This window comes from Agrobacterium sp. ST15.13.015, assembly GCF_027871645.1.
GTDB lineage: Bacteria > Pseudomonadota > Alphaproteobacteria > Rhizobiales > Rhizobiaceae > Agrobacterium > Agrobacterium leguminum.
In genome coordinates this window covers 66,527-85,146 of the sequence record NZ_JAQAHF010000017.1, presented here as the reverse complement: position 1 = coordinate 85,146, position 18,620 = coordinate 66,527, and the positions used below count along the sequence as shown (strand labels likewise).

Sequence of the window (18,620 nt, the reverse complement as noted above, 5' to 3'; positions counted from 1 at the left end):
CTCGGTCGGTTGTAGAAGTAGGGCGGCTGTTCGCTCTCTGTCCATCCCGGCGTGTGCACCCATTGGCGTCGCTGCCCCGCCGCCGCTTGATCCCCGTGAACACAAGGTACGTGGTGCGGCTGCCATCTGGCCCTAGAACGACGACAATTGGCCTGTCGCAAGCTTTTTCCTCGGCCCCGCAGGCATAACATGTGGTGGCGCTCCAGACGGACCAACCCAATCGGAGCTACACGCAAAGGGGAACAAAAATGCGAATTCGCCAGATAAGAAATGCTACGGTCTCGCTTGAGTTTGGCGGTATCAGATTCCTAATCGACCCTTGGCTCGCTGAAAAGGACGCTTATCCCGGCTTTGCCGGAACAGCCAATGATCATCTTCGAAATCCGACTGCTGCACTTGTTGTGCCGATGTCTGAGATCGTCGATGTGGATGCCGTCATCCTGACGCATGCGCATCCGGATCACTGGGATCATGCGGCGGCCGAAGCGATCCGCCCGGACATTCCGTTCTTCACGCAACATTTTGGCGACAAGGCGCTGGTGAGTGACGCCCGCTCTATCGTCTTGGACAATGGTCTGCATGTCAGACAGGTGGACGGCAAGACTTTCACTGATGTCCGCGTTCTCACAGGCAACCCTGAATTCATGGGCGTGAAGCTTAAGAAGGTTCCCGGCCAACACGGCTCGGACGTTGCGATCCAGAACGCTTATGATCTCTTGCAGGAAGTTTGCGGGCTGGTCATCAGTCATCCCGATGAGAAGACTCTCTACCTTGCCGGTGACACTATTTGGAACGAATATGTCGAGGCGAATATTGCCGAATACAGGCCCGACGTGATCATCGTCAATGCCGGCGACGCGCAGATTCCGGGGCTCGGTCACATCATCATGAACTGCGATGACGTTGCCCGTGTCTGCGAGGCGGCGCCCAACGCGACCATCATTGCCAGCCATATGGACGCGGTCAATCACGGGATGACATCGCGCTCCCAACTTCGCGACTACCTCCAGAAAGCCGGGCTGTCACATCGTGTTCTCGTACCTGAGGACGGCGAGAGCCTGACCGTCTGATCAGGCTAAATTGCAAAAGAGGAGAAAGTCATGTCACTTGATGAAAACAAGAAGCTGGTCCAGCAATTCTACGATGCGATCAACCGCGAAAAATTCGAAGAGCTTGATGCTCTTTGCCACAAGGACTTCGTCTTCTACAGTCAGGTCGATACACCGAAGCCTGGCGTGGCCGGCTTCGTTAATTCCGAGAAATCGGCATTCGATGCCTTCAAGTCGTTCCGCTTTCCGCTGGAACTCATGGTCGCCGAAGGCGACAGGGTTGCCGCCTACCTGATCTTCGAAGCCAAGGACCAGACTTTGCCGACAATGGGCGCTGAACCCCATGGCAAGAGCTGCAGGATCTCCGTGTTCTGCCTGCTAACCATCAAAGAAGGAAAGATCTTCGAAAAGCGCGCTCATTTCGATGTAGCCGATATTCGTAGGCAGCTTGCTGCTTGAACCTGCTGGAGCATTCCGAGTATGGAATGCTCCTTCCTCGTCAATCTTTGTGGATGAAAAGGTTGTATCCCTTCGGCGAAGCTTGCAATTACCCACATCTGAGTGTCGCTTGCCGATAATTGATCGGAATGCCGGCCGGCTTCACGTCGGAATCCGCATCGAGATTGAGTCAGACCCCAATTTTGACCCCCCACCTGTTTTGTCTGACCATCCGTCTTTTGCTGGCGGATGGGGGGGAGTTACGATAGCAACGCCATCCGGGCCAAGGCGGCCGAACGAGGGGCTTGGGCCAACATCCCGCCGAAAGCCAACCGCAAGGGAAGCGTCTCATTCTCAGACTGGGTCTACAGGCAACGCAATCTCGTGGAACGGTTCTTCAACAGGATCAAACACTTCCGAGGCATCGCCACCCGTCACGACAAAAACCAACACTCAATCCCATCGAGATGGCGTTTTCCAAGCTCAAGACACTCCTGCGAAAACAGAAGGCAAGAACCTATAATGACCTCTGGAAAGCCGTCGGAAAAGTCTGCGATCTCTTCACACAAGAGGAATGCTGGAACTATTTCAAACACGTAGGATGCGCTGCAGGGTAAGGGCCCGACGCTCTAATTATATGAATCAACTCGGTAACATGATCCGGCGACGTCTCCGGATGAATTCCGTGGCCAAGGTTGAAGATGAAGGGCCCATTTCCCAGTCCTTCGAGCAGATGTTGCGCGGCATCCCTAAGCGCGGAACCGCCTACCAAAAGGCGCAGGGGGTCTAAATTGCCCTGAACAGGGCCTTGCTTCTGCAACTCAGCGATGAAGGATAGCGGCTGGGTCCAATCTACCCCGAGACAATCCGCACCAGTGCGATCCCGGACATCTCGAAGCTTCACGCCTGCACCTCTTATGAACACTATGATCCTCGCTTGTGGCCTTTGTGACTTCACCAAGTAAATCATCCGTGCGATCGGCGCGATGGAAAACTGATCGAAATCCTCTTCACCGAGAACATCGGCCCACGATTCAAAAATCTGCAGTACGTCGGCACCTGCGTCAAACTGCCGAATCAGATAATCGGCAGAGACATCCGCGAGCAGGGACAAAAGCCGATTGAACGACTTGCGGTGTGCGTGCGCAAACTTTCGCGCGGGCAAATGATCGGCAGTCCCCTGACCCGCCACCATGTAAGTTGCGACGGTCCAAGGTGCACCACAGAAGCCAATCAAAGTCTTATCGTCGCCAAGATCTCTTCGGGCTAACCGGATTGCCTCGAATACTGGCATCAAGTGTTCGCTTATGCCTCCCACATTAAGCGCGGCTATCCGATCGCAATCGACAGGTGTCAGTGTGGGTCCACGGCTCTCAGAAAATTTCACCCCGCAACCCAAAGAGTCAGGAATCACTAGAATGTCCGAGAACAAGATTGCAGCATCGAGATTATATCTGCGCACAGGCTGAAGCGTGACCTCAGCAGCCAGTCTGGGCGTATAACAGAGGTCAAGAAATGACCCCACTGAGGCTCGTATTTCCCGATATTCAGGAAGATGCCGGCCTGCTTGGCGCATAAGCCACACAGGAGGCGGCCATTTCCGATTACCGTCGACAACACTTAAGACTTTCTTTTCCGAATCCATTTCCGGGTACTTCCTGATAAGCGAACGCTATGCCACGCGAGCGCGACCACGGTACGCCTGAGCAAGCCTGAACTTTGCGATGAGTTCGGAGAGTGCGTCTGCGCGCTCCCGAAGACCAAAGGCAGCAGCTGAAGTCTGCTCCACCATCGCCGCATTCTGCTGCGTAAAATGATCGATCTGAAGCACCGCGGAATTGACTTCGCTCAGGCCGTTTGATTGCTCGCGTCCGGACGTGACAATTTCGTTGATCAGCTGGTTGATCGCAGTAACTTCTGCAACGATCTGGCTGAGCACCTCGCTGGTGCTGTTCATCAATTGAACTCCATGGTCAACACGAGTAGAGCTCACATTGATGAGAGCTCGGATTTCTTTGGCGGCAGACGCGGAACGCTGTGCCAAGGCGCGCACTTCCGACGCAACCACAGCGAAACCCTTTCCGGCATCTCCCGCCCGGGCAGCCTCGACACCTGCGTTCAATGCCAGCAGATTCGTTTGAAACGCAATTTCATCAATGACGGTGACGATTTGGGTGATCTGCTGTGAGCTTTGAGCGATGTCGTCAATCGCACTCTCGGCTTGCTGCACGATACTCTCGGAGCGTTCGGCGTCCGCGTTCGCCTGAGCAGCGACATCCTTGACCTTCAGCGCGTTGTCCAGCGAGCGCCGGGCTCCCGCAGTTATGGCGTCCAGCGCGGCGGAAGCTTCTTTCAACGACGCCGCCTCGCTTTCCGTCCTTCGCGCCAGATCTTGCACAGCAGCAGCGATATCATCGGTTCCCGACAGAATATCATTCGATGTCGCGCTGATATGCGTCATGGCTTGCAGCAGGGTTGCCACCGCCGCGTTGAAGTCACGTTTCGCATCCTCGGTCTTGGTAGGAACGTCATCAGCAATCTGGTAGGCTAGGTTCCTCTCTGCCAATTCCTTCAATGCAGTGCGGAGTATTTGCATCGAGATGCGATCATTCTCTGTATCCTCAGCACGTTTCTGATCAAACACGGCTCGCTCCGCATCAGCTTGCTGCACAAGCTCGGCAAAGAAATGGTACATTGCGACCGAGACATCCACGAACACTGATCGCATAAGGCTGTGAATGAATTCGTTTCGTTTCGCTCGGGGCTTCCAGCGACATTCATCCACCAGCGCTATCATCAACTCGGCCGCGTATGTGGAGTAGGTTGGCGACAGAAATTGCGGATAGTCGATTTCACGGGCGACAGCCGAGGCTATCTCGGCCTGGGCCTGGAAATACTCCGGCGAAAAAGTGCCGGAGACTATGTTCCTGAAGACGAGTTGTTCCTTTCTGAGCACCTCGTCGTCGAGACCTTGAAAATTCGGCATGGTAACAGCGTATGTGGCCGTCAACACGTCTCTGAGGCGCGGCTCAAGCAGTGAAAGAACGATAGTCCCGGTTTTTTGCTGTTCCGCGGTCCATGGTGTGATCTGATCCTCGATCTTTTTCAACGTCTGCCCCCCGGTCAAACACCGCTCAAACTGCGGCCACTTTTGTCGTGGAAAAATAATCTCTATGCCTTCTTAATATAACGTGTATCAAATTTAGAAACATTTCGCACCATACGAAACATGGCGCATAACCAAAAATCTTACAGACGACCTGGTGACGCATGCAGGCTGGCAAATGCCGAGCACTCAGCCCGAACGGAAGTCGATTGCGAAGGCCAATTTCTGCTGCCGATTGCAGCCGGGGAAGGTAAGCGCGACATCCCCTCCCCGCTGCCGTGAGAACAGCAAACTTCACCAAACGGTCGTTCCACTCGGCTGCTAGCCCCGAGCTTCCGACACGCGCTTTTGCTCGCCATCCAGCACCTTCTCCATCTCGATCAGAGCTTTCTCGAGCCGAACGAGAATTTCCTTCACTTCGTCCGCCGCGATCGTCAAAGGCGGAGTAAGGAGGATAGAGTTATTGAGAGGTGCCACGCCGGCCGGATAGACGATGAGGCCCAATGTGCGGCATAACTCCGTGAACCTCGCGGATACCATAAAATCCGTGCTCGGAGGCTCGAGAGTGTCGCGATCCAGTACGAACTCGAAACCCCACAGAAGGCCCCGTCCTCTGACATCGATCATATGCCTGAATCTCTGCGACAAAGTTCGAAGGCCTGCGCTGAGTTCGTCCCCCCTTTGTCGAACATTGTCGAGAACGTCATTCGATTGCATGTAGTCGAGAACCGCAAGGCAGGTCGCCGCGCTCAAAGGGTTTCCGGAGAAGGTGTGCCCAAAAGGTGCATGACCGCTCCCCTGGCGAATGGATTCCACGAGCCCCTCCCTCATCAGCACGGCGGCCATCGGAGTGTAGCCAGCGCTCAATCCCTTGCCGACGAGGAGTATGTCGGGAACCACGTCGAGCCATTGAGATGCGAACCAGTCTCCCGTCCGTCCCATCCCGGAGATCACTTCATCGAGAATGAGGAGAACATCGTACTTGTCGCAGATTTCGCGGACACGCCTGAAATAGCCCTCTGGTGGCATAAGAGCACCGCCAGCAGCCCCCACGATCGGCTCTGCTATGACGGCCGCGACAGTGTCAGGATCAGCCTCCAAAATGGCGTTTTCCCAGGCATCGGCGCATTGGCGATGATATTGCTCGATGCTAAGTCCCTTCGGCCGGCGCAATGTGTAAACTGGCGGCACAACTGGGAAGGGATGAAGGAGAGGTCCGTAATCCTTTCGGCGAACATCATGGCCGGACATCGACAAGGCCCCCATCGTCATACCGTGATAGCTGCGCTGGCGGCCGAGAATCTTGGTTTTCGAAGGCCTCCCCCGCTCCTTCCATATATGCAGTGCGACACGTATGGCATGCTCCGACGACTCCGATCCACTGTTGAGGAAGAATGCATAGTTCAGGTCTCCCGGTGCAAGCTCGGTGAGGCGCGTGGCAAGCTCCTCAGCGGGCAAGCTGGTAAACTGTGTGCGGTAGGTGAACGCGACCTTTCGGAGCTGGGCGTCGATAGCGGATGCGATTTCCGGAACGCCATGCCCTATGTTGGCTGTCATTGCACCGGATGCGGCATCCAGATAGCTGCGTCCTTCGGTGTCGAACAGCCAGACACCCTTCCCGTGGTCCACGACAGGATATACAGCACCAAGGCTCTGCTTTATCAACGCCGACATCAAGTTTCTCCTCATCCATTTTACGCGCCCGACCCGGCCAGAGCCGTCGAGATTGTTCCTTGAGCGAGATCGGCCTGCTCACCGATCGCGATCCAATTGCATAGCCACTCATATCCTTCGTGAGATCGAGGCGAGGCGCCCGTTGCCGAGGTAAGTGGATGATTCCCGACCAGCGTGGCGCTAGAACCTGTCGATGATCACCGCGCCAACGTCCTGGGAGCTATCGAGGCGCGGAAGAGCATTCGCAGCCTCTTCCAGGCTGATCGTTCGACCGATCAGTTTGTCCGGGTGCAGCTTGCCGGTCGTGATCATTGCCAGCATGTCGGCGTACCTGAACGGCTGCAGACCGTAGCTACCAATGATCTCAAGCTCACGCAAAACCACACGTCCCATTGGGATTGGAGGTAGCGCCTGATCACCTGCAAGCAGCCCTATCTGAACGTGCTTGCCGCGCTTGGTCAGGCATGCGATCGAGTTTCGGCAGGTCGTCATGCTTCCGAGCGCATCAACCGAGACATTCGCACCGCCTCCCGTCACATCTACAATTGCGCCGGGAACGTCAGGGGTTGTCCGGCCATTTATGACGACTTCCGCTCCGAGTGCGGTGGCAAGCTGCAGCTTTTCATCGGTGATATCGACTGCGATGACACGGGCGCCAAGGGCGTTTGCAATCATGATCGCCGAAAGGCCGACTCCACCACATCCGTGAATGGCGACCCACTGCCCGGGCGCCACGCGAGCCTGATGGGCAATCGCCCGAAAAGCCGTCGCAAAGCGGCAGCCGAGACCCGCCGCAGTCGCAAAGTCGATCGATTCCGGCAAAGCAACCAGATTGGCGTCAGCGTGATCGATGGCAACACATTCAGCAAACGAACCCCAATGCCTGAAGCCTGGCTGGAATTGATCGTCACAGAGTTGATGATTGCCCGAGGAGCATTGCGCGCAGGTGCCGCAGACTCCCATGAACGGCATCGTGACGCGATCCCCCGCCTTCCAATTCCGCACCCCTCGCCCGACTTCCCTGATCACGCCTGCGAATTCGTGGCCCGGCACGTGTGGCAGGTTGATATCGTCGTCATGTCCAACCCACCCATGCCAATCGCTCCGACACAGGCCAGTCGCCTTGACATCGATGACAACGCCCAGCTCGGCTGGGATAGGATCCGGAACCGTTTTGACAACGATTTCACCTTTGAACTTCTCATATACCGCAGCACGCATCTCTCACTCCCAGCAGTTCCAACTCAGGTTCATTCATCGCACCAGCCCGCTTTCCGAACGGCTGCGGTCCGCAACAAGTATGGCGCCTCACCGACGCTATGTTTTGGTCGCCACCATTACGAGCCATTTGAGCTTCCGTAACACGGCGTTTCTTATAAGGAAACATGTGTTACAAACAATCACATGACGAAATCAACGAGATGGGGGCCCTAGACACTAGCTTTCGAAGCAAAGGTTCGGCCTAACGCCGATAAGCGGAAAGGTTGGCGACCACGACCGGTTGGCCACTCCTCCACAGTTCCAGGCGCAAGGAATACGGCTCGTATCCGCTACACTCCTGGCGCGTGGTGTGTCTCTGGTTGTTTCAGGTGGCGCGGAGAGCTTATCTATCAAAAAAAGCACACAAAATTGCGAGAGCTTAGCGAGTTGTTGCGCGACTGTTTCCAATGATGTAAACATGTTTCGGAGGAAGCAAAAGGATAACGCCATCAGCAACACGGAGGCCGCAAAACAAAATCGGCTCCGAGAGATGTTGAAAGGATATCGAGGAAACGGAGGACGAGTGCTTTGGGATGGGGCTCTTGTCCAGAACCCGCAAGGATTACAATGACTCTCCTTCAATCGAGAAACAGATCGCTGTCTTCAGCCCAATCCGCACCTGGCTTGGCAAAACTTGCACCGCCTCCGGTTCCCGCAGGTACCGCGCAGTCGAAAATCGTGGCGACTTGGGGAGGCGACAAAATGAATGTCGAGAACGCCATCAGAACTCAGCGTAGCCAAAAGGGCATAAGTCTGAGGACGCTGGCCAATCATTTGGGAATCTCAGCGTCACAACTCTCAAAAATTGAGACTGGGAAATCCAAGCTTTCGGTCGATCTGGCGCTAAAAATCGCCGAGTTGCTTGAGGTTCCGGCTGCGAACTTCCTGTCGAGAGGCCGACCCGTAGCAAGCGGGCGGCGGACGATCACCCGCGGCACGGCAAGTGAGGGCCAGACGACTCCTGGAATGCGTTTCACTCCGCTTTGCTCCGAATTCAAGGACCACAACAGTCTCTATTGGGTTGTGACGCTGTCCGCAACCAGCCTGGAGGAGAATGGAGGCTGGAGGCAACATCCGGGGCAGGAGTTCTTCTATGTGCTCTCCGGCCAGGCACAACTTTTGAGCCAGATTTATGAGCCTGCGACGCTTGATGCAGGGGACAGTATATTGTTCGACTCGGATCAGCCGCACGCCTATCTGGCCATTGGCGGACCTGCCAACGTCCTCATGATAAACAGCCTTCCCTGAGATTCTTGTCAGCACAGACGCTGTTCGCCGTGACGATCGCCAAAACATGAAGCCCGGTCGGGGCCGGCCTTCGCTGGCCCCGATCGGTAAAGTTCGGATGCATGCGTCACCGACCGAGGGATGTTGCGGCTTTTTCAATCCCGACGGCAATCACTTCCGCCATTTCCGAGACGGCGGATGAGTCATGGATCAGATCGTTTCGGACCTCGATGTAGGCGTTCGGAACGGCGATTGACAGACCATGCCGATCCAATGTGAACCAGTCGCTATCGGCAAAACTGTAGGGTTGGTTTTCCTCTACCGTAAACCGACGCTGAACGTCCATCGCCTGAATCAGAGGCAATGCAAGGCGGCTGTCACACTTCCACATGACACCGATTTGACATGATCTGTAGACCGCCTCCCACACCGGCGAGAAGGAATGGATAGAGACGATCAATTTGCCGATGGGCCGTTCGCCTTCCAATAGATCTTCCAGGACACGCTCGACCGGAGATCTTGCGATCCTCTCCCGCCGGCACCTTTCCTCATCCGAAATATGCACGTTAGCCGGCACCGGAATGCCCCCCATATCGGGGCGAATGCAGCTAGGATCAGTGGCCTTGCGATTGTAATCGAGAAACAGCCTCGAATAGTTGGCAAGTACCGCTGTGGCTCCGAGGCGGTCCGCTACGGCGACCGTTAACTCCCTTGAGCCGATATCATGTGCGTAGTGAGTCTCGAAAAAGGCATCGTGCAAACCGAGGCCCCTCCAAGCAGCCGGGACTTGACTGCCCCCATGTTCACATAGCACCACGATGTCCGGGCGCCTCGCACCTTCAAGTACCGAAACCGCATCACTTGCGTAGGATGCGATCTCGGCTTCGCTCAACGTGACGGGCTGGCTCATTGCGGATTCCGGATATGAAACGACTTAACGTCCGTAACGCCGTAAAGACCTTCCTTGCCGTTTCCGCGGCCGAGTCCGGACATCTTCTGTCCACCCCACGGAAGATAGAGGTCAGCATGATCGCAACGATTGACGAAGACCGTACCGGCGTCCAGTTGATCCACAATCTGGAGGCCGGCATCGACGTCACGGGTCCACACGCTGGCCGTGAGCCCATATTGGTTGTCGTTCATCAGACGCACGGCTTCGTCATCGCTCTTTACGGTCTGCACGCAGGCAACGGGGCCGAAAGTCTCCTCCTGCATCACTGTCATCGTCCCGTCGACGTCGGTTAGAAGCGTCGGGGCAATGTAGCAATAAGCGTCTTTGACACCTGAGAGATTGAGTGGTTCCTCGGAATAGGCGGTTGCTCCCTTCATCACCGCGTCGGAAATTTGGCTGCGGATCAGTTCCGCTGCCGACTTCTTCACGACTGGCCCGACGGTTGCGTTGGGGTCGAGCGGGTTGCCAACCTTGTACTTCTTCATTTCCTGCTTGAAGCGAGCGAGGAACTGGTCGCGGATCGCCTCGTGAACATAGATGCGCTCGACGGAGCAACAGGACTGACCGGCATTTGAGAAGCAACCATCCGCGATATCCGTGACCGCCTGTTCGATATCCGCGTCGGCGCGCACATATGCTGGATCTTTTCCGCCGAGCTCCAGATGGACGTGGGTGAGTGTCCCTGCGGCCGAGCGGTGGATGGAAAGTCCACCTGCGACAGAGCCGATGAAGTTGACCCCCTTCATCCTGCCGGAGCGGATGATGCGATCGACCTGATCATGGCTCAGTTCCAGAACCTGAAACACACCTTCAGGTCCGCCGATTGTCTCATAGGCTTCCCGGATGATCCGACCGACGTCGACGGTCTGCGCCGCATGCTTCAGGATTACGGGATTACCGCCGAGAAGAGGGGTCACGATCAGCCACGGAAGCAGTCCCACAGGATAATTCCACGGCGCGATGGAAAGATGGACACCCTGGGGACTGCGGCGCGTGAACCGTTTGATCGAGGCATCGGAAGGATAAGGGTCGTCGCCGATCGCGTTGAGCGCCTCGATCTGGGTCACAGTGACGGCCTTGAAGCGCTGGGTTTCGTCGGCTTGCGCCACCGGACGGCCAATCGACAAGGTCAACGCGCGAGAAAGCTCATCCTTCCGACGGATGAGTTCATCGGCGAGAGCGATGACCAGCCTAGCACGCTCGTCCTTGGAGGAATTCCGCCAAGTTTCAAATGCCGACTCCGCTTTTGCAAGCGCCGTGTCAACGGCCAAGTCGCTGGCGGTGTCGACTGAAAGAATCTTCGATCCATCAATCGGGGAAACAACCTCGATGGGCATTGTGCTCTCTCCTATCACAAATGTGTTGATATGGTCAGTTATGTTTCGTATAAAGCAACACGTTTCCAACAGCAACACGATTCTGCAACGAAATTGTTGTTTCGCAACGGGGCTCTTGGTGGCGACTTCTCAAACGCGAAAAAGAGGGAGTTTACATGATCAAGTTTGATTTCAGCGGCCGCGTCGCCATCGTGACCGGCGCTGGCGGGGGGATGGGGCTGTCGCTCGCCGAGGGGCTGCTTGCGGCCGGTGCGTCGGTCCTGGCGATCGACGTCAAGGAACAGCCGGAAGCACTCAAAGATGGCGCCAAATGCGTCTACGCCAAAGGCGATCTAACCGACGCAAAGTTCGTCAATGATGCCGTCGATGCGGCATACAAGAAGTTTGGCCGCATCGACTATCTCGCCAACATCGCCGGCGTGCTCTGGTTTGGCAAGGACGTCTCCCTTCTCAATATAGACCTCGATATCTGGGACAAGGTGATGGATATCAACCTGAAGTCCATGGTGCATACCATCAAGGCCGCTGTGCCCTACATGCGAAAGTCGGGCGGTGGCTCCATGGTCCACTTTGCAACGGTGCAGTGCCTCCGTGGCGATACTGCGCCGCAAGATGCCTACGTGGCATCGAAAGCTGGTGTCGTCGCGATCTCCAATTCCATCGCGATGCAGCTCTCCGCTGAGGGCATTCGATCCAATGTCATTCATCCGGGAATCACACACACGCCGATGCAGGCTCGCTGGGATTCCCCTGAGAAGCTGAAGAACGCATCCGACTATGTGCCGATGAAGAAGGTCGGCCAGCCGGAGGACATGGCCAACGCGGCGATGTTCCTGCTTTCCGACGCTGCCGGATATATCACCGGCACCAGCCTCATCGTCGATGGCGGCCTCATGCTCAAGTACTGAGCATGATCTGTGGTCCGAGGCGACCCGATTTGGTCGCCTCGGCGGTCGAATGTCGTTTTTAGCGTGGGCGATTGCCGACGGCCTACAAGAGGGAAATGCTTCCATGGATCAAAAAAGTGCATCTGCAGGCGCCGAAATCTGGCGTTCTCGCGCAGCGGACTTGAAGATAGAAGGTCGTGCGCTCATCGATGGCGAGATGACCAGAGCGACGGACGGAGCCAGTTTCGATTGTCTTTCTCCGATTGACGGGCGGTTGCTTGCCCAAGTTTCATCGGGTGGCGCTGCTGATATTGACCGGGCCGTCCGGGCTGCACGCGCGGCCTTCGAGGATCGCCGGTGGGCGGGGCAAGCGCCGGCTGCGCGCAAGCGTATCCTCCAGCGTTTTGCCGCGCTGCTGCGGGAAAACCTCGAGGAGCTTGCCCTTCTTGAATCACTCGACATGGGCAAGCCGATCTCAGCGGCTCTATCTGTCGACGTAAACGCGACGGCCCGTTGCTACGATTGGTATGCAGAGGCAATCGACAAGGTTTACGATCAGATCGCTCCCACCGCGGATCAGGATCTCGCCCTCATTACCCGCGAACCACTCGGTGTTGTCGGCGCAATCGTTCCATGGAATTTCCCGATGCTGACCGCCGCGTGGAAGACCGCGCCGGCGCTGGCCACCGGCAATTCGGTCGTCCTGAAGCCGGCGGAACAGTCGCCATTGACGGCAATCCGAATGGGGCAGATCGCACTGGAAGCAGGCATTCCGCCTGGGGTATTCAACGTGGTGCCCGGATTCGGGCATACAGCGGGTAAAGCTCTCGCCAGCCACATGGACGTCGACGGTATTTTCTTCACGGGTTCGACCTCGACCGGCCGGCTGCTCATGGAATATGCTGGCAAGTCCAACCTGAAGAAGGTTGGTCTGGAACTTGGCGGGAAAAGCCCGAACATCATCCTGTCGTCCTATGCAGATATCGAGAAGGCGGCCATCACAGCGGCTGAAAGCATGTTCGCCAATCAGGGTGAAGTCTGCATCGCTCCTTCGCGACTGATTGTGGAGCGACCGATTCACGACAAGGTCGTGGAGATAATCGCCGAGTTTGCAAAGAACAGGCAACCGTCTGACCCGCTCGATCCAGCAACGAATATGGGCGCGCTGGTGGATCTGCGCCACGCAGATCGCGTCATGAGCTACATCGAAACCGCGAAGGCCGAGGGGGCCAGAGTGGCTGCTGGCGGAACCCGCGCCCTGGTGGAGAGCGGCGGGGCATATGTAGCTCCTACGATCTTCGACAATGTCACAAACAACATGAAGGTCGCTCGGGAAGAGATATTCGGTCCGGTTCTCTCGGTCATCCCTGTCGATAGCGCCGACGAGGCCGTAGCGGTCGCGAACGACAGCCCTTACGGGCTTGCCGCCGCTGTCTGGACGGATCGCCTCTCAGACGCTCACAAGGTCGCCAGGGCGCTTCGAAGCGGGATCGTCTATGTCAACTGCTACGACGCTTGCGACATGACGACACCGTTCGGTGGATACAAGCAGTCCGGCAACGGCCGGGACAAGTCGCTGCATGCCCTCGACGAGTACACCGAGTTGAAGACGACCTGGGTGAGGCTCTGACCTGTGAATGCCCTTAACCCCATGTCGGACCAATGACGATGAGAATACTTATTGCAGAAGGAAACGTGCATGCCTCCAGACAGAGATCCAGGGAGATCGGAGGCTCTACACCCGGCGAAGGCTATGGAGATGTCATCACGGCGCTTTGTCCGTCGATTGAGATCGACATCTACAATCTGCCGGATGCCGGCGAGAAACCGCCGAAACCGATCGATGTATATGATGGCATCGTGTTAACCGGTTCGTCGCTGACGATCTATGAGGATCGTCCGGAGGTCCGCCGCCAGATAGAGTTTGCGCAAGAGGTGTTCGCATGTGGCGTCCCCTTCTTCGGATCATGCTGGGGACTTCAGGTTGCGACTGTTGCCGCTGGCGGTGAGGTTCTTCGAAATCAGCGTGGCCGGGAGGTGGGCTTCGCCAGAGCTATTCGCCTGACCTCCGAGGGGATTAGCCATCCGCTGCACGATGGAAGACCCGTCACCTTCGATGCGCCGGCAGTGCATGCGGATCATGTGACGCGCCCGGCCGATGGCACTATCGTTACGGCGTCAAATAGCGTCAGTGATGTTCAGGCGGCTGAGATATCCTACAAGAACGGCACTTTCTGGGGAGTGCAATACCACCCTGAATTTTCGCTGAAGGATATCGCAGACGTTCTCGTCCGATACGCTCCGGTGATCGTTGATGAGGAAAAGTTCTTCGAGGATCCGCAGCAACTCGCCGCCTATGCAGGCAACTTGCGACTGCTTCATGACGATCGGGAACGGCGTTCGATTTCTTGGCAATACGCAATCGGCAAGGACCTGCTTGATGACCGCGTGCGGTTAACGGAGATCGCCAACTGGTTAAGGGTCAAAGTTGGGGCCGCCGTTCATTAAGTCAATCGCACACTCTCGGTTTCGAACATAGGCTACTACGCGGTGTTACGATGCGAGATGTCCACGAGTACACACAAGTTCTGTCACGGAAGAATCTGATGAACAATAACTTCTTGCAGGCGGTGATGTGCCGCGCGGCACCAACTTTCCTGTTTCTCAACGGATTAAGTTCCCCGCCCCCTGGGCCAACTTGCCTGTCGTCTGAACGGCGACAGGCGCTTTCTTCCGCGGGCAGTCGCAGACCGGTGGGATGCGGGCGCATTTTTGCCCGCTGGCTACGAAGCTTTGCGACGTAGGCTAGATAATAGCTGAGAATGCCAGTGGCAACCGCTGTAAGTCCCTACGGTCTCCGAGACCACATGTTCATCAAGTCATTGAGGAGTCCGACTTGCCCATATCCAAGATCCTAGTCGCCAATCGATCCGAAATTGCCATTCGCGTGTTCCGCGCGGCCAATGAACTTGGCTTGAAGACGGTTGCGATATGGGCGGAGGAGGACAAACTGTCCCTCCATCGATTCAAGGCAGACGAGAGTTATCAGGTTGGACGTGGCCCTCACCTGGCCCGTGAACTCGGACCGATCGAAAGCTACCTGTCGATCGATGAGGTGATCCGTGTGGCCAAGCTTTCGGGCGCGGACGCCATTCATCCGGGCTATGGCCTCCTTTCCGAAAGTCCCGAGTTTGTCGATGCCTGCAACGATGCAGGCATTACTTTTATCGGACCGCGCGGGGAGACCATGCGGCAGCTCGGAAACAAGGTGGCGGCGCGCAATCTTGCGATCTCTGTCGGCGTCCCTGTGGTTCCGGCGACCGATCCGCTGCCCGATGATATGGCGGAAGTCGCCCGCATGGCCGAGGAGATCGGCTATCCGGTGATGCTCAAGGCATCCTGGGGCGGTGGCGGCCGAGGCATGCGTGCGATCCGTGACCCGAAGGACCTGGCTCGCGAAGTCACCGAGGCGAAGCGCGAAGCGATGGCAGCGTTCGGCAAGGACGAAGTCTATCTTGAAAAGCTGGTCGAGAAGGCCCGTCACGTCGAGAGCCAGATTCTCGGCGACATGCACGGCAACGTGGTCCATCTGTTCGAGCGCGACTGCTCAATCCAGCGCCGCAACCAGAAGGTCGTCGAACGCGCTCCCGCTCCCTATCTTAGCGAGGCACAGCGGCAGGAGCTTGCCTCCTACTCGCTGAAGATCGCCCAGGCCACGAACTATGTGGGCGCCGGCACCGTCGAATACCTGATGGATGCCGACAGCGGTAAGTTCTACTTCATCGAGGTCAACCCGCGCATCCAGGTCGAGCACACGGTCACCGAAGTCGTGACCGGCATCGACATCGTCAAGGCGCAGATCCACATCCTCGACGGACACGCGATCGGAACGGCGGAATCCGGCGTTCCGGCCCAGTCGGACATCCGGCTGAACGGCCATGCGCTGCAGTGCCGCATCACCACCGAGGACCCCGAGCACAACTTCATCCCGGACTACGGCCGCATCACCGCCTATCGTGGTGCGACAGGCTTCGGCATCCGCCTCGACGGCGGCACGGCCTATTCGGGCGCAGTCATCACCCGTTACTACGATCCGCTGCTCGAAAAGGTCACGGCCTGGGCGCCGACGCCGCAGGAGGCGATCCAGCGCATGGACCGTGCGCTGCGCGAATTCCGTATCCGCGGCGTGGCGACCAACCTCACCTTCCTCGAGGCGATCATCGGTCACGCGAAATTCCGCGACAACAGCTACACCACCCGGTTCATCGACTCGACGCCTGAGCTTTTCGCCCAGGTGAAGCGCCAGGACCGTGCAACGAAGCTCCTGACCTATCTTGCCGACGTGACCGTCAACGGGCATCCGGAAGCCAAGGGTCGCCCGCGTCCGCCCGAGGACGCGGCCGAGCCCGTCGTACCCTACATCGACGCGCCGATCCCGGACGGTACCAAGCAGCTGCTCGACACGCTCGGCCCGGTCAAATTCGCCGAATGGATGCGCAATGAGACCCGCGTGCTCGTTACCGACACGACGATGCGCGATGGCCATCAGTCGCTGCTGGCGACCCGCATGCGCACCTATGACATCGCGCGTGCCGCAGGTGCCTACGCGCGGGCCCTGCCGAACCTCCTTTCGCTCGAATGCTGGGGCGGTGCGACCTTCGACGTATCCATGCGCTTCCTGACGGAGGACCCGTGGGAGCGTCTCGCGCTCGTGCGCGAGGGTGCGCCGAACCTGCTGCTGCAAATGCTGCTGCGCGGGGCGAACGGCGTCGGTTACAAGAACTATTCCGACAACGTCGTGAAGTATTTCGTGCGCCAGGCCGCAGCCGGCGGCATCGATCTTTTCCGCGTGTTCGACTGCCTGAACTGGGTCGAGAACATGCGCGTCTCGATGGATGCCGTGGCGGAGGAGAACAAGCTCTGCGAGGCAGCCATCTGCTATACGGGTGACATCCTCAATTCCGCCCGGCCGAAATACGATCTCAAGTACTACACCGCGCTGGCGGCCGAACTGGAAAAGGCCGGTGCGCATATCATCGCGGTCAAGGACATGGCCGGCCTCCTGAAGCCCGCTGCGGCGCGGATCCTGTTCAAGGCGCTCCGCGAAGCGACCAGCCTGCCGATCCATTTCCACACGCACGACACCTCGGGCATTTCGGCCGCGACTGTTCTTGCCGCCGTCGAGGCGGGCGTCGATGCGGTCGATGCGGCGATGGACAGCCTGTCGGGCAATACCTCGCAGCCGTGTCTTGGCTCGATCGTCGAGGCGCTGCGCGGTTCGGAACGCGATCCGGGTCTCGACCCCTACTGGATCCGTCGCCTGTCGTTCTACTGGGAGGCCGTGCGCAACCAGTATGCCGCCTTCGAAAGTGACCTCAAGGGGCCGGCTTCCGAAGTCTACCTGCACGAAATGCCGGGCGGCCAGTTCACCAATCTCAAGGAGCAGGCCCGTTCGCTCGGCCTCGAGACCCGCTGGCACGAAGTGGCCCAGGCCTATGCCGATGCGAACCAGATGTTCGGCGACATCGTCAAGGTGACACCGTCCTCCAAGGTGGTCGGCGACATGGCGCTGATGATGGTCAGCCAGGATCTCACGGTTGAAGACGTCGTCGATCCGGCGAAGGACGTGTCCTTCCCGGAGTCAGTCGTCTCTATGCTGCGCGGCGATCTCGGCCAGCCGCCGATCGGATGGCCGGAGGGTCTGCAGAAGAAGGCGTTGAAGGGCGAACAGCCCTACACCGTGCGTCCGGGCTCGCTGCTCGAAGACACCGACCTCGAAGCCGAGCGCAAGGCGATCGAGGAGAAGCTCGACCGCAAGATCAGCGACATCGAGCTCGCTTCCTTCCTGATGTATCCGAAGGTCTTCACCGACTATGCGCTGGCCGCCGACACCTACGGTCCGGTCTCCGTGCTGCCGACGCCCTACTACTTCTACGGTCTGCCGGCCGGCGAGGAACTGTTCGTCGATCTCGAAAAGGGCAAGACGCTTGTCGTCGTCAACCAGGCCATGGGTGCCACCGACGACAAGGGCATGGTGACGGTGTTCTTCGAACTCAACGGCCAGCCGCGCCGCATCAAGGTCCCGGATCGCGCCCATGGTGCGGCCGGCAGCGCGGCACGCCGCAAGGCCGATCCGGCGAATGCCGGTCATGTCGGCGCGCCGATGCCGGGCGTCATCTCGACCGTGGCCGTGGCTGCGGGCCAGTCGGTCAAGGCCGGTGACGTGCTGCTGTCGATCGAGGCGATGAAGATGGAGACGGCGCTGCACGCCGACCGCGACGGTACGATCTCGGAAGTGCTGGTCAAGGCCGGCGACCAGATCGACGCGAAGGACCTGCTTGTTTCTTGGAGTTGAGGCGATCGGAGACAGACGGCATACCCGTGCTTCTGCGACTCGTATCCCTTCAGCGCGGAATCACGCTCTACGGTGCGGCTATCCAAGACGTGTTTCCTCCAGACATTGTCGCGGTTCCGATCTCCGATCCTCACGCGAGTTTTGAGATCAGCGTTGCGTGGGACGCTCGCCGCCATGTACCGATGATTAGGCAGTTCGTGAGCGCTGTAGTCGAATTCTGCTCAAATGGCGGACGCCGTACTCCAACTGATACGTCGGGCAGATAGACCGGGTTGTGACCAGCTCTGTCAGCGAGCTCTGACATCACGCATTTTCTGCTTGTCATAGTCAGCAGC

General features: G+C 57.8%; 13 protein-coding genes and 1 pseudogene. 8 read left to right on the top strand and 6 right to left on the bottom strand.

Annotation, left to right across the window (positions count from 1 at the left end):
• The first annotated feature begins 248 nt into the window (after nt 1-248).
• The 3 genes and pseudogenes from PIB16_RS22340 to PIB16_RS22330 form a co-directional block, all read left to right on the top strand.
• Nucleotides 249-1,070, top strand: coding sequence for an MBL fold metallo-hydrolase (locus PIB16_RS22340; RefSeq protein WP_192321255.1), 822 nt, complete (start codon nt 249-251; stop codon nt 1,068-1,070).
• A gap of 30 nt (nt 1,071-1,100) precedes the next feature.
• Nucleotides 1,101-1,508, top strand: a complete 408-nt coding sequence (locus PIB16_RS22335; RefSeq protein WP_192321253.1) for an ester cyclase — start codon at nt 1,101-1,103, stop codon at nt 1,506-1,508.
• A gap of 240 nt (nt 1,509-1,748) precedes the next feature.
• A pseudogene (locus tag PIB16_RS22330) lies at nt 1,749-1,934 on the top strand (IS5/IS1182 family transposase); the annotation flags it as partial.
• A gap of 136 nt (nt 1,935-2,070) precedes the next feature.
• Here PIB16_RS22330 and hemE read toward each other — a convergent pair.
• The 4 genes from hemE to PIB16_RS22305 all read right to left on the bottom strand — a co-directional run bounded on the left by hemE (nt 2,071) and on the right by PIB16_RS22305 (nt 7,488).
• The gene (gene hemE / locus PIB16_RS22320) at nt 2,071-3,132 is read right to left on the bottom strand and encodes a uroporphyrinogen decarboxylase (protein WP_271046333.1); all 1,062 of its coding nucleotides are present in this window, start codon (nt 3,130-3,132) and stop codon (nt 2,071-2,073) included.
• A gap of 27 nt (nt 3,133-3,159) precedes the next feature.
• Nucleotides 3,160-4,596 (bottom strand): methyl-accepting chemotaxis protein, encoded by a 1,437-nt coding sequence (locus tag PIB16_RS22315; RefSeq protein WP_192321250.1) that lies wholly within the window; start codon nt 4,594-4,596, stop codon nt 3,160-3,162.
• A gap of 318 nt (nt 4,597-4,914) precedes the next feature.
• Nucleotides 4,915-6,267, bottom strand: coding sequence for an aminotransferase family protein (locus tag PIB16_RS22310; protein WP_192321248.1), 1,353 nt, complete (start codon nt 6,265-6,267; stop codon nt 4,915-4,917).
• A 180-nt stretch (nt 6,268-6,447) separates the two neighbouring features.
• Nucleotides 6,448-7,488, bottom strand: a complete 1,041-nt coding sequence (locus PIB16_RS22305) for a zinc-dependent alcohol dehydrogenase family protein (protein ID WP_192321246.1) — start codon at nt 7,486-7,488, stop codon at nt 6,448-6,450.
• A 741-nt stretch (nt 7,489-8,229) separates the two neighbouring features.
• Between PIB16_RS22305 and PIB16_RS22300 the strand changes: the two genes are divergently transcribed.
• Complete coding sequence (locus PIB16_RS22300) at nt 8,230-8,775, top strand: helix-turn-helix domain-containing protein (RefSeq protein WP_192321244.1); 546 nt, start codon at nt 8,230-8,232, stop codon at nt 8,773-8,775.
• Between the two features lie 106 nt (nt 8,776-8,881).
• On the opposite strand, the gene PIB16_RS22295 is transcribed toward PIB16_RS22300, so the two are convergent.
• Together PIB16_RS22295 and PIB16_RS22290 are read right to left on the bottom strand one after the other, a co-directional pair.
• Nucleotides 8,882-9,664 carry an N-formylglutamate amidohydrolase gene (locus PIB16_RS22295; protein WP_192321242.1) on the bottom strand — a complete coding sequence of 261 codons (783 nt, stop codon included), beginning with the start codon at nt 9,662-9,664 and terminating at the stop codon, nt 8,882-8,884.
• Nucleotides 9,661-11,043 carry an aldehyde dehydrogenase family protein gene (locus tag PIB16_RS22290; RefSeq protein ID WP_192321240.1) on the bottom strand — a complete coding sequence of 461 codons (1,383 nt, stop codon included), beginning with the start codon at nt 11,041-11,043 and terminating at the stop codon, nt 9,661-9,663. Before PIB16_RS22290 ends, PIB16_RS22295 begins: the two co-directional genes overlap by 4 nt.
• Before the next feature lie 155 nt (nt 11,044-11,198).
• Here PIB16_RS22290 and PIB16_RS22285 point away from each other — a divergent pair, with 155 nt between their 5' ends.
• The 4 genes from PIB16_RS22285 (at nt 11,199) to pyc (ending at nt 18,285) form a co-directional block, all read left to right on the top strand.
• Nucleotides 11,199-11,951, top strand: coding sequence for an SDR family NAD(P)-dependent oxidoreductase (locus PIB16_RS22285; RefSeq protein WP_192321238.1), 753 nt, complete (start codon nt 11,199-11,201; stop codon nt 11,949-11,951).
• A gap of 103 nt (nt 11,952-12,054) precedes the next feature.
• Nucleotides 12,055-13,560, top strand: a complete 1,506-nt coding sequence (locus PIB16_RS22280; RefSeq protein ID WP_192321236.1) for an aldehyde dehydrogenase — start codon at nt 12,055-12,057, stop codon at nt 13,558-13,560.
• A gap of 38 nt (nt 13,561-13,598) precedes the next feature.
• A complete protein-coding gene (locus PIB16_RS22275; RefSeq protein ID WP_192321234.1) occupies nt 13,599-14,438 on the top strand; it encodes a type 1 glutamine amidotransferase in 840 nt (279 codons plus the stop codon).
• 388 nt (nt 14,439-14,826) lie between these two features.
• Complete coding sequence (gene pyc / locus PIB16_RS22270) at nt 14,827-18,285, top strand: pyruvate carboxylase (protein ID WP_192321232.1); 3,459 nt, start codon at nt 14,827-14,829, stop codon at nt 18,283-18,285.
• Nucleotides 18,286-18,620: the final 335 nt, after the last annotated feature.